Source organism: Halobacteriovorax sp. (genome assembly GCF_048381875.1).
Classification (GTDB): Bacteria; Bdellovibrionota; Bacteriovoracia; order Bacteriovoracales; family Bacteriovoracaceae; genus Halobacteriovorax_A; species Halobacteriovorax_A vibrionivorans.
In genome coordinates this window covers 83723-96460 of sequence record NZ_JBLXBP010000004.1, presented here as the reverse complement: position 1 = coordinate 96460, position 12738 = coordinate 83723, and the positions used below count along the sequence as shown (strand labels likewise).

14 protein-coding genes are annotated in these 12738 nt (G+C 34.3%); 11 read left to right on the top strand and 3 right to left on the bottom strand.

Translation table 11 applies throughout. The annotated features are described in order from the left end of the window. Window positions 1-196: 196 nt before the first annotated feature. From fliD to ACN5L8_RS12890, 11 genes are all read left to right on the top strand, one after another. Complete coding sequence (gene fliD, locus ACN5L8_RS12940) at window positions 197-1564, top strand: flagellar filament capping protein FliD (RefSeq protein WP_158536797.1); 1368 nt, start codon at window positions 197-199, stop codon at window positions 1562-1564. Window positions 1565-1577: 13 nt separating this feature from the next. Then, entirely contained in the window at window positions 1578-1967 is a 390-nt protein-coding gene (gene fliS / locus ACN5L8_RS12935; protein WP_114706112.1) for a flagellar export chaperone FliS, read from the top strand. Then, window positions 1967-2380 (top strand): hypothetical protein, encoded by a 414-nt coding sequence (locus ACN5L8_RS12930; RefSeq protein ID WP_419173232.1) that lies wholly within the window; start codon window positions 1967-1969, stop codon window positions 2378-2380. Before fliS ends, ACN5L8_RS12930 begins: the two co-directional genes overlap by 1 nt. Window positions 2381-2486: 106 nt before the next feature. Beyond that, window positions 2487-3185 carry a hypothetical protein gene (locus ACN5L8_RS12925; RefSeq protein WP_114706110.1) on the top strand — a complete coding sequence of 233 codons (699 nt, stop codon included), beginning with the start codon at window positions 2487-2489 and terminating at the stop codon, window positions 3183-3185. Between the two features lie 14 nt (window positions 3186-3199). Next, window positions 3200-4846, top strand: coding sequence for a glycosyltransferase family 9 protein (locus ACN5L8_RS12920; RefSeq protein WP_419173231.1), 1647 nt, complete (start codon window positions 3200-3202; stop codon window positions 4844-4846). Beyond that, window positions 4827-4970 carry a hypothetical protein gene (locus tag ACN5L8_RS12915; RefSeq protein ID WP_158536796.1) on the top strand — a complete coding sequence of 48 codons (144 nt, stop codon included), beginning with the start codon at window positions 4827-4829 and terminating at the stop codon, window positions 4968-4970. Before ACN5L8_RS12920 ends, ACN5L8_RS12915 begins: the two co-directional genes overlap by 20 nt. An 8-nt stretch (window positions 4971-4978) precedes the next feature. After that, complete coding sequence (locus tag ACN5L8_RS12910; protein WP_334677756.1) at window positions 4979-6619, top strand: glycosyltransferase family 9 protein; 1641 nt, start codon at window positions 4979-4981, stop codon at window positions 6617-6619. Beyond that, entirely contained in the window at window positions 6616-7239 is a 624-nt protein-coding gene (locus ACN5L8_RS12905; protein ID WP_114706107.1) for a hypothetical protein, read from the top strand. Before ACN5L8_RS12910 ends, ACN5L8_RS12905 begins: the two co-directional genes overlap by 4 nt. After that, the gene (locus tag ACN5L8_RS12900) at window positions 7188-8675 is read left to right on the top strand and encodes a sensor histidine kinase (RefSeq protein WP_419173230.1); all 1488 of its coding nucleotides are present in this window, start codon (window positions 7188-7190) and stop codon (window positions 8673-8675) included. Before ACN5L8_RS12905 ends, ACN5L8_RS12900 begins: the two co-directional genes overlap by 52 nt. After that, on the top strand, window positions 8672-9028 hold the full coding sequence (locus ACN5L8_RS12895) for a response regulator (protein ID WP_158536794.1): 357 nt from the start codon (window positions 8672-8674) through the stop codon (window positions 9026-9028). Before ACN5L8_RS12900 ends, ACN5L8_RS12895 begins: the two co-directional genes overlap by 4 nt. 7 nt (window positions 9029-9035) lie before the next feature. Then, window positions 9036-9932: an NAD(+)/NADH kinase gene (locus ACN5L8_RS12890; RefSeq protein ID WP_120404013.1), complete on the top strand. Its 897-nt coding sequence runs from the start codon at window positions 9036-9038 to the stop codon at window positions 9930-9932. A gap of 5 nt (window positions 9933-9937) precedes the next feature. Here the strand turns inward: ACN5L8_RS12890 and ACN5L8_RS12885 are convergent, their stop codons facing one another. The 3 genes from ACN5L8_RS12885 to ACN5L8_RS12875 all read right to left on the bottom strand — a co-directional run bounded on the left by ACN5L8_RS12885 (window position 9938) and on the right by ACN5L8_RS12875 (window position 12286). Further along, entirely contained in the window at window positions 9938-10657 is a 720-nt protein-coding gene (locus tag ACN5L8_RS12885; protein WP_419173229.1) for a UDP-2,3-diacylglucosamine diphosphatase, read from the bottom strand. Between the two features lie 32 nt (window positions 10658-10689). Next, a complete protein-coding gene (locus tag ACN5L8_RS12880; RefSeq protein ID WP_120404011.1) occupies window positions 10690-11361 on the bottom strand; it encodes a PilZ domain-containing protein in 672 nt (223 codons plus the stop codon). 94 nt (window positions 11362-11455) lie between these two features. Further along, on the bottom strand, window positions 11456-12286 hold the full coding sequence (locus ACN5L8_RS12875) for a flagellin (protein WP_114706101.1): 831 nt from the start codon (window positions 12284-12286) through the stop codon (window positions 11456-11458). Window positions 12287-12738 lie beyond the last annotated feature (452 nt).

Genomic DNA, 12738 nt, shown 5'->3' with positions numbered 1-12738 from the left:
TACCCGTCTTAACAGGCGGGTTTTTTATTTTCAGGGATTTACCTATTATAACCTCCAAGATGCCAATTGACGAAGATCTCAGACAAAGAAAATTCTTCCACTAATGATGCAGCGGAAAAAAAACCTCAAGTATGATAAAATCAGTGTTGGAGACTTGCGTGAAAAGGAATTTCACGTAGAAAATCAGGAGGATTTTTTGTCTATAGCAATGGGCTCCATTAACACCGGCCTTCCAAAGGATATTGTTCAGCAAATCATGAAAGCTGAGCGTATACCTATTAATAATATGGAAGCGCGCAAGGGAAAGATTCAGGACAAGAAAGCTCTTGTTCAACAACTCTCATCTCTTGTTGAGGCCATGCGTGGTACACTCCTCCAAAACGGTAGTGCGAGATCCCTAAGAGAGCTGGAAGTTGTTGGTAACGATGATATCGTAGAAATCAGTGCTGACAAGAACATCGCAGAGCCTGCGACCTATCAATTTGAAGTTAAACAGCTTGCACAAAAGTCATCGGCAATGACCTCTGGATTTGCTGATCCAGACGAGAGCTATATCGGTGTAGGATTTATCCAATACACATTACCAAACGGCGAAAATAAAGAGATTTATATTGATGCAGATAATGCTTCACTTAAGTCTGTTGCAAAGCTAATCAATAAAAATGACGATGCAGGCCTTAGAGCAAGTGTTGTTAATGATGGCTCCGGCTCAGATACACCGTGGAGACTAATTCTCTCCCTTAAAGACACTGGAGATATCAATAAGGCTGACTTTCCATACTTCTACTTTGTCGATGGAGAGCAAGACTTTTATATTGAGTTTGAAAGAGAGGCCCAAGATGCAATTGTTGCCCTTGATGGTTTTGAAATTGAACTCCCTGAAAATAAAGCAGCTGAACTTATTCCGGGTGTAACAATTGATCTAAAAAAAGCGAAGCCAGGTGAAGAGTTTACAATAAATATCAGTGAAGATGCTGGGAAAGTTGGTGAAAAGATCAACTCACTAATTGAACAAATCAACGGTGTTCTTTCTTTTATTAAACAACAAAATACCATGGATGAGAATACGGATACATCTAGAACACTAGGTGGGGATATCCTACTACAGTCTATTGAATCAAGAATTCGAAATACAATCTTTAAAGATATTAAAGTTGATGGAAGAACATCCCGTATAGGAAATATCGGTATTCAATTTACAAGAGAAGGTCTTTTAGAATTTGATCAAGAAAAATTTAAAAGTGAGATGGAAAAGGATTATGATCACGTAGCGGAGGTTTTAACTGGACGCTATGAAGATGGAACTAAAACGAATGGTTTCATTGATAATCTTAAAGAAACTGTTGGTCAGCTTCTACAATTTCCAAATGGTCTATTATCATCAAGAAAACGTTCATTAGATAATAATATTGAAACAATCGACCGAAGAATTGCTCAGCGAGAAAATATGCTACAGCAAAAAGAAAAAAACTTAAAAGATAAGTTCGCTCGATTAGAAGGAACAATGTCAAGAATTAAGGCACAAGGTGCTGGCCTAGGTGGCGCACCTTCGCCAATGGGATAGTAAGGAGAATTAAATGAGTTACGGTTTAGGTGCTTACAAACAAACATCTGTAAAAACAGCAAGTAAGGAACAAATCCTACTAATGCTTTATCAAGCTGCAATTAAGAATTGTAAGAAGGCCATTGAAGCAATTGAAAAAAAGGATATTGCAGAAAAGGGCCAATACATTGGAAAGTTGCAGGACATTATTATTGAACTTAACAGTAGTCTAGACTTTGAAGTTGGTGGAGATGTTGCCAATGAATTGTCGTCACTTTATGACTATATGCTACATTCAAGTACACAAGCTAATATCAAGATCGATAAAGAACCATTAAAAGGTGTACTCGATGTTTTAACGACTCTATATGAAGGTTGGCAACAGGCCATCAAGCAATTAAGAGCAGAACAGAAGGCAAAATAATGGCCAATTTTGATAGCCTCGCCGGAAAAATCATGCGTCACCTTGACCTGATGAATGTACTCGTGGATGCAACACAATCCATGCTAAAGAATAGTCAATCAGGTAATTTTGAAAGCGTGGAGCAGATCGCTGATAACCGAGAGCGTTTAATCAATATCGTTAGGCTACTTCAAGATGAAATCGAAAGTAAATTACAGAGCGCTTCGACTCATTATACTAGTTCTGAAATCGATGTATTCAAGTCCTGGATTAGTGATGTAACAGAAATAGTTAAAAAAAATGATGAGCTTGATCGTCAATGTCTCGAAGAACTATCCCAAGCAAAAGAGTCAACTACAAGAGAAATCTCTAACGTCTACAAAACACGTAAACAGTTTCAGGGTTATAACCTAAATAATACAAAGACTAGGTAATACTCGACCTGTTTGCCCGCTTAATCAAAAGTATAGTATAATCTGGTGGAGCTCTAGGAAAGAGCTTCACCTATATTTACCCATTATCCCTTAGGAAGAGGAAATTATGGAATTGGCAAAAAATTCAAGTCAGGAAATTAATCCAAAGTCTTTATCATTTTTAAATATTGAAAGTTACGAGATAAAACAATCTCGAAGTAATTTAAAGGTTCCAGTAATTAATGGTGTTCACCTACACTCTAATTATCATCCAGCCAAAGAAGCTAAAAAGATAATCGCCAACATCGAACATCAACTTAAAGAAAATAATCATCTTCTAATATTAGGGCTAGGTTTTGCCTATCATGTGTATGAAGCGTGTAAGCTACTTGAGAGCTATCATGGTCAAAACTATAAGGTCATCGTTATAGAGCCTAATGAGCAAACATATTCTGAATGCATTAAAAACAATCTATTTCCAAATAAGAATATCGAAGTCTATGCAACTGACTCAGTTGCAAATATTTATAAAGAAAAAAGCGTCGTTACATTCCTTTCGTCGAAACCAACGATTCTTACACATGCTCCTTCATTTTCTTTATACACAGATTTCTACAAAGCATTTCTAGACTTTGAAGCAGATAAGAGAATCTCTGAATGTGTTGAACATATAAAATCAGCAGAGCTTAAGACCCTACTTTATAATGGCAATCAAAACTTAAGCGTTGACGAATATATTGAAGAAAATATTTATCAAACAAGTGAATTTAAAAATAAGAACGACTTTCTGCTACTTGCTTTTGATGCAATCATTAAGCAAGGATAAGGCACGAGGATAAGATGAAAGATATACTAATAATAAATTTCAAGCGACATGGTGACATTTTTCAGATGGGAAGACTCATCTCTTCTTTAAAATACAAACACCCAGATTCAAATATTTCAATTCTAATAAATAAAGAATTTGAAACTTCTGCTCAAACACTAGGTGGCATAAAGCAAATCTTCACTCTCGATCGCAAAAGAATTGTTAGTTATAAAAAGAATAAAATATATTCTGATGGCTTTGCTCTTGATGAATTTGGTAAAACGATTAAGGAAATTAACAAGGGTTGGAATTTAGTTATCAATTATTCTAATGATCGAATTTCAACAAGCCTTACATCTTACCTAGCAAAGGAATACAAAGGCATAAAATTTGATACACATTGTAATGTAAATTATTCAAATGAATGGTCTATTGTTTTTAATGATATTTTAACTCAACAAAAATATACACCTATAAACTTTAACGATACTTACCACAAGATGTGCTGTTTAAAAGAAAACAACTCATTTAACTCGTTAAATGTTTCAAATGAATACAATAAGGTTTGCCATCAAAACTTCCTAAAGATGCGCAAATCAGAGAGTAAAAATAATCCTAAAATAATTGGTTTACAGCTTACGGCATCTAACCTCAGCAAAATGATCGAAAGAAGTGAGCTTATCAAACTTATTAATGAATTAAATAATCGAGTTGATACTATTCCACTTCTATTAATTGCTCCAACGTCGGAAGAAAGAAATTTTGCGAACAAAATTAATTCAGAACTTGATAAGAAAGCAGTAACGATAGAGGCTCCCTTCACGGCGCTTCCTTCTGTATTAATTAATTGCGATATTTTAGTAACTCCAGATACAGCTATTAAGCATGTCGCTGATATACTCGATGTTCCTTTAATAGAATTATCAATGGGTCCTTCACCATTTTTAAAACAAGGAACAGTAAACCCAGAGAGCATTATTATGACTCCAAGGTTAAAAGATCGTGATTTCACATATACAGCAAGTGTTCACACTGAAAAACAAGTAAGAAGTAACGAAGTTATAAAAGCTAATGATATCATTTATGGCCTTGAAAAATATTATCTAGGTTTCACAGATGCAAAGTTAGAAAACAAAGAAATCTCAGTCTATCGACCTGAAAATGACGAGGTTGGTACTTTCTATAAAAATATTGAAGGACGCTTTGATGCAGAAATTGAGATCTCTCGTTATCTTTCAAGAGACTTTATATTAAGAAAAATTGAAAGAAAAAGCCTTTCTAGCCATGGGATAATCGAATCTAACTTGAACTTCACTTCAAGCTGGCTAGAGCAAACACAAGGTGAATTAATCAAATCATCTCGTCATGTATTAGCAGCAATAAAAACGGCCTTAGCTAAAGACAGTCAAAAGCTGAATGAGAAGTCGTTAGAAATGAGTCGTTATATAGCTAGTGCGTCTGACTACTGTTCACTACCTTTCTTATTTTATAAAGCAAAAATAAGTAATATAGACAATCCGACTATAGAAGAAATTGAAAATACACTAATTGGACTTAAAAACGACTTACAAATTCAATTTGAACAAGTCAAAGAAGTTTCAAATCTCATAAGAGAAAATCGCAGCAAGATTCGTACAGAATCGGCAAAGGACTTTATACATGAATCAAGATCAGAATAACTTTAAAAAAGACTTCTTTTCTGAATTAGAAAGAATAAAAGAGCTGCAAATAAAGCGTGAGACGCTAAAAGAGGACGACATGGCCTTTTTATACCTATGTTCAATCCTAGAAGAAGAGCAATAGAGGTATTTATGAACGCAATCAAAACACAAAATGATCATTCTGATGAAGTAAAAAAGACAATTGCGATCATCCAAACGACAAGAATTGGAGATCTTCTACAAACAACACATGCAATAAGACTCATGAAAGAAAATCATCCTGAATTTCGAGTCATCTTAATTGCAAGAAAGAAGTTTAGTGAACCAATTAAATTCATCCTTAATAAGTATTTTGATAAGATCATTCAAATTGATCACAAATCTGCCATGGTTGGAGCTGATAGTACGAAAGATGCTCTATCTAATCTTAAAAAACAAATGGCCGAAATAAACGATGAAAGAATTGATGTATCTATCAATCTTGCTTTTTCTAAATCATCAACATATCTTCACACTCTTATTAAATCTGAAAACAAAGTTGGACCATACTTTAACCTAATGCATGAAAGAGTACTTCAGGATAAGTGGTCACAATACCTATACTCAACAGTTATGAGAGGAGATCTCAACCCTTTTAACCTTGTTGATTTATTTGCAAATATCATTGGTGTTAATAAGAAAATGACTCACTTGAGCAATAAAGAATACTCAAATGAAGAAAAAAGTCATGTTCTTATTCACCCATTCACTTCACAAGAGTCTAAACAATGGACTTCGAATAGATGGGTGGAAGTAATCTATCAAACTTTAAAAAGAAACAAAGACACTAAAGTGATTATCTGTGGTAGTTCTCTAGATAAGACAAAAACAGAAGAGATCGTAAACTCAGAACTTCTATCCTCATTTAAAGATAGAATCGATCAATGGTTAGGTTTAGAGCTACAAGAGCTTTATGAAAAAGTTGATCAAAACTACCTATTCGTTGGACACGATTCAATGATTGGTAACTTATTAAGCTATAAGAATGTAAAGTCTCTTACAATCTCACTAGGACCTGTTAGACCTCATGAAACCACTCCCTATGCACTTGATAACTACAACCTGGCACCAAGACAAAAAAGTGATGAATTACCATATAACGTAACTTATCAATGCATTGAGCAACTACTTAAAAAGAACTTAATTAATATAGAAGAGCTACACAATAGCTGCTCTACACTTTCTATAAACAAGTTAAATCTCTATAAAACAGATATGCTTGCAAATGGTGATGTAACAATTAACGAACTTTTACATAAGGAACAAAATGCAAAAGAGATTATGCGAAATTTCTATCACATTGCGTGGTCTAGCATTATTACTGAAGCTAACATTAGCATGGATATCCCTGTTATTAATAGTGAAGCTAAAGCACAGTTAATGTCTCATACGAAAGGTATTGAGGCACTATTTGAGCTTTCAGAGTTTGGTAAAAAGTATTCAAGATACATTATTGAGGAAATCAGTAAAAACACACCAAGCCTCGAAGAAATTAAGAAGTTTTCTGCAAAGCTTGATGAAGTCGACACTCTTAGTGATATGATACTAAGCTCATATCCTCTACTTGCACCAGTTGTCGATTACGCTAAAGTAGCGAAAAACAATCTACAAGGACATAATTTAGTAAAATTATCAGAGTCAGCATTCTTTACTTACAACGAAGTCTCACTACTTTGTAGTGTGCTCTATGAGTTTTTTGAAAAGTGCTCTCTTATTAAAAAGCAGCCGGAAGCTGCAAGGGATAACGTATGATTACTTTAGAACTAGGAAATGATAGCTTTTCTCTCGATGGGGATATTATCACGCTACGCCAAGCGATTAGCGCAGTTGAAAGTGACGGAGGACTGTCTAATAATGAATCAATTACAGCAGTTGTAATTGATGGAGAAACTTATGCGTTAAATCACGTTGAAGAGGTTCTCGATAATACTCTTGCAGAATTAAACTACCCAAGCCTTAGAATTCAAAACTCTTATGAGATTGCATTTGAAGCACTTGATGACTGTCTTGGATATATTGATCAATTATTAGATAAGATAATCATTACAACTGCAGAATTTAACAAAGGCAATATAGATGAAGCAAATTTATACTTTGCTGATCTAATTGAAGTTTTAGAGCTATATATCCATTTAATCACAAGAATTCATGCTACTGCCAGAAAAGGTAATCCAGAATTCTTCGCAGACAATGAAATGGTTAAAAACCTTGAAATCCACCTGTTTTCAGTTATTAAGGCCCTAGTTCCAGCTAGAGAGAAGAACGATATCGTTATGCTTTCTGACTTGCTAGAGTACGAACTAATGGATAATCTAAAACAGTGGAAAGAAAAAGCAATACCTCTAATTCAACAATCGAAAATCAACATCTAAATATTTATTTAGAAAAGTCCATCTTGGAGTATTTAAATCAAGATGGACTTTCTAATTTACTTGCGAAAAAGAACTCTCAACTTCTCTTATCTGCTAAGAACAATAAAGTTGTAGCAAAGATAAATGATCAAAAATTCACCTTACAAAACGTACATGATTTATTCATAAAAATTATTAATACAAGCTCTATTCTTGAAAATGACTTCTCAAAAGAGTACGAATTTAAGAAGAAAGACAATCTTCGCACCCTAGTTAAATCATTTACAAATACACCAGAGCTTCCAGGCTTTTCTTCTTCACAGGTACTAATTCACGAAAAGGGAACTACAAATATCTACTCTCTTTCATATAAAAATAGCGAGTATTATGAAAGCTTTGAAGACCCAGCATTTTTCAACACTCTTTTTACCAAGGTTAGAAAAAGTAAAAATAAGTCTTTTGATCAAAAAGAGCTGCTTAATAAACATATAAAGCTTGATGGACATTTTCTTGCTAAAGAGCTCTCATTTAGAGACTTTAATACAATATTTTTACTCTCAAGAGATGACCTCTTTCCTTTATCAGACGATGACCGCCTTAAATTTAACAATTACATAATTAAGCAAATACCAAAAATCTTTAAAATCATAACGAGTGTAAGCAAGAAGAAAGTAGAACTTGAAAAAGCAAATGTAATAAATAACTTCCCCATAAAAACAGTGATCTTTAACGATGAAGGTAATTCAATCACAGTAGAGGACTTGGAAGCTGCACAACACGATACGAGCTCTCTTCACCATGAAAGAATTCTTCTCATGGGTGAGTTATTAAATACTCTCAGACACGAATTGAGTAATCCTCTGTTTGGAATTGATCTTTCACACACTCTCTTAATGGATCAAACTAATGACTTTGATGTTAAAGATACGCTGTCTCACATATCTAATAGTGTAAAAAGATCACAAGCAATTATACAAGAATTTTCAAATCTCTATAAAGACGATGAGAAACTAGCTCTGATTTCTTTAAAAAGTTTAATTAACGAAACTATAACATTAACTAAGTCTGAGTCTAGAGCACATCGAGTTGTCTTTGAGATGGAAAATGATATTGAAATAAAAAGCAATGGTACTCTATTAAGTCAGGTTATATTTAATCTACTTATTAACAGTTCTCAAGCACTCACAAATGAAAATATTGATAATGGTAAAATCGAAATTAAAGTCATTGAAAATAGTAATGATATACATATCGACATTATGGATAATGGTAACGGAATTCCTGAGAATATAAAAAATAAGATTTTCACCCCTTTCTTTACAACTAAAGAAACAGGTACAGGCTTAGGACTTGCCATATGTAAAACTCTTTTAAAGAAGATTAATGGAGATATTAATCTAATGGATGTAGACTTTGGTGCGAAATTTAGATTAACACTTCCAAAGGTATCGTTTTGAAAATATTAGTCATTGAAGACGAACTACTAATACAAAAAACCATCTCAACTTTATTAAAGCGTAAAAGTGCAGAGGTTGAATCGACCGCTAGCGGCAAAGAAGCAATTGAATTAATTAAAAATAATTCATACGACAAAATCATTTGTGATTTAATGCTTCAAGATATCACTGGATTTGATATAATAGAAGAATCGAAAACAAAGTATAACGAAGATGAGATTGCCAATTTATTTTATATTATTACGGCATATAGTTCTGATCAGATTGTACAAAAAGCTTCATTATATGGTTGTAAGGTCATACAAAAACCTTTTAACGATATCAATCAATTTATAAATGAAGTTCTAAGCTGAGGTAAGCATGGCCACAATAAATAAAGTAGCTATCATTCTAAAACCAAAAGTAATTACTGAGTTTAATACAGTACTACCTAACCTTACCAATTGGCTTAAGAGAAGAAAGGTTGATATTTTCTTTGAAGACTCCCAAAAAAACAGGATAGAGAAGATATTCAAAGGCTCAACAACTAAGAATTTTAATTATATTCATCGAGATGAAATATCTAAAAAATGTAAACTAATTATAACAATGGGTGGCGATGGCACACTCATTGGAATAGCCAGAGGTAAAAACATTAAGAAAGTTAATATCTTTGGAATCAATATGGGCAACCTTGGTTTTATTGCAGAGTTTTCCAAACAAGATTTTTACGATGGACTAGAGCTTGCTCTAAAGGGCAAACTTAAGACAAGAAAAGTTCAAATGTATCAAGCTCAGATACAACGAAAGGGTAAGAAACCGTTTACGTTCAACTTTCTTAACGATGCCGTTATAACTAAATCGGGTATTTCTAGAATGTTTAATTTAGAACTAGAGTCCAATGGTCAAAGTATATACAATCTTGCAGGTGACGGACTAATCGTGAGCACACCAATTGGATCAACGGCCTATTCACTAGCGGCCAACGGGCCAATTCTTCACCCTAGTGTAAAAGGAGTTGTCCTTACCCCTATTTGTCCACACGCCTTAACACATAGGCCAATGGTCTTACCTGACAGTGAAGTAATCAGTATCATAATTCCAAGAGGACATGACGATATCTACTTAACAATTGATGGGCAGGAAGAATTTCGCTTAGAGGCCAAAGATGAAGTTGTCATTAAAAAATCAAGAACACATTATGTAAACTTCTATGCTAATGAAGAAAGAAATTATTTTAGGACATTAAAAGAAAAGTTTAAGTATGGACATCGCTAGAAAGCTTAGAGCGGTAATAATTCATACCTTTCTGTAATTTTTAAGTATTTCATTGTAGCAGGTACAAAACCACAATTATAATATTCAAAACTATCACCTTGGTAACTATCCATATAGTGACTATGGCCACATATTATAATGTCGACATTATAACTTTTACTGGCAATCAAAGCAGATTGACGAAACTTATCACGTATATGATCGTTTTTTTGAGTTTCTCCGTAGCGTTTCTCATTTCTATTTCTACTTTTTTGAGATAAATAATCCCCAATTTTTTTCACAATTTTATAATTGAAAATATATTTTGAGATTAAGGCCAATGGATAACTTCTGATAAATGCACGCCATATTTTGTAATTGAAATTTTCAATTTCAATTTCGTCACCATGACAAAAGAGAACCTTCTGGCCATTGATAATTTCAACAAAAGGTTTAGATTTTACTATTATCCCACTCTTGGCCAATAGCTCTTCAATATGGAAGTCGTGATTACCTTGGATATAGAATATTTTAAGACCGGCCTTTGCTAATTCTTTTACACGAGTAAAGAACCAATCATAGTGTCCCTCATACTCATCATAGCTTCCCACCATTAAATCAAATATATCTCCTAGAAAATAAATACGATCTTCTGGTTTAAAGTCAATTTCTAAGAATTTTTTAAGTGGTTCAGAATTGGTCATATCCCATTTGACATGAATATCTGAAATTACATAATCGGCCATATTAATTAATCATAGAAGATTTCATCCAATAATCAAAGAAGATCTTTTAAAAGCTTATCACAGCCATCTTGAAGCTTTTTCACTTCCTTTTTGTATCCTGGATTATCCTCAACTTGAACAGCTAAACGATATGCACCATATGGAAATCGTGAAATTTGATAGGGCTTAATCTTCTTCGTATCAACAACCTTCCCTTTTACATGAACTGATTCTTTTGCGAATTCGATTGTAAAATTCAAAGTATCATTCTTTAATTGAAATAATTGTTCATATTGCGAAGAGCCTAATACAATAGAAAGTCCGCCTTTACTTATGTCGTATATTTCATATTTAAGGTTTTGAAATTTTGCATAATGTGGAGTTAAGGGCTCAAACCTCTTATGCTCCCTTCTTTCGAGTCGTTTTTCTTTTACTGGATATGAAACTTCTAAGGATGTCCCATGAACAGCATTTAATTCACTCACAAATGCTAACTGAAGCTCAGGTATGTAAAACTTAAGTAGTCCCGGACCTCTTAAAAAATGGGCCAAGCTATCTTTAAGTCCATCCTCTATTGTAAGAAATAATTTAGATGCAAAGGAGTTGAGACTCTTAAACTTAACGGGAAGTCTAAGAATATTATTTTCAATTACATCCCAGATAATAACTTCATTATCCTCGTTAATTGACTCAATAATATCTTGTTCAAACTTCTTTTTATCCATATCAAACCGTCTATTAAAATAGGCCCAAGAACTTTTCCTGAGCCTATTTAAGAAAGGAGGGAGGATCTTCCCCCACGCTACTCCAAAGTTATTATTAACCTACTAATCTAAGCGCTTGCGAATTTAGGTTATTCGCTTGTACTAATGAAGAAACACCAGCTTGCTTAGAAATATTAGCCGACGCTAATTGTGATGACTCATATGCCACGTCAGCATCTTCAATAACAGACCTAGAAGCATCTAGATTCGTTGATTGAATCTCTAAATTATTAACTGACGACTGTAGTCTCGACTGAATCGCACCTAAATTTGCACGTTGCTCAGAAAGACTTGTAATCGCCTCATCGACATTTTCCATCGATGATCTAGCATCATCCTTAGATGAAACACTTAGCCCTGAGATATTAAGAGCTGAAGCTGTTGCATTCGTTTGAGAAGGGTCGTATTGAATCTGACCACTTTCTCCAGCAAATGTACCAACCTGAATGTCCATTTCTGAACCAGATCCATTTAAGAGGCTAATAGAACCAAACTTTGTTGACTCTGCAATACGATCAACCTCTTCTACTAATTGCTGATATTCTTTATCCAAGAAACCACGTTCAGTATCACCGATAGTATCCGATGCTGCCTGCACTGAAAGCTCTCTTAGACGAACTAGAATATTACTTGTTTCGTTCATGGCACCCTCAGCAGTTTGCACCATTGAGATACCATCATTTGCGTTTCGAGAGGCCTGTCTTAAACCCTTTACCTGTGCTTCCATATTCTTAGCAATTGCTAAACCGGCAGCATCATCGGCGGACTTATTAATCCTCTTACCACTTGATAATTTTTCCAAGGCTTCTGTTGAGGCCTTACCTGTTTGTTTAATGTTTTTCTGCACCGTTTGAGCTGCAGTGTTAGTAGCAATACGTAAACCCATGTTATTCTCCTTTCCTACGTCCTACTGAAATACCATTCAGGGAAACTCGTGTTCACAGATACCTGTTCGGAACACTCGGGTAAATACTTTAGTAAATCCCTCGAATATTTGGAGAAAAATATGGCCACTACTATAAATTCAAGTACTTAAAAACCACAACCTCAATAAATATAACTGCATATAATCGCAAAAAGTGACTCATAAATTTGTCATTATTCTATGACTTATCTCATATTTATGAACAGGTTTGTTAGTTATACTTTTTATGAGCTTAACCTCTCTCCTGAGATTCAGCTCTTTCAAGATTCTAGTGGGCCATGCGAAAGCATGGCTTTGCTGTTTTTAAGATAGATTTTTAGACTGCATTGAGGTCGGCTCCGGCTCCTGCCTCCCGCGACATACCGTTCATCCTGAACATAAAAGGGCCCTCGTTAGAGGGCCCTTGAAGTGTT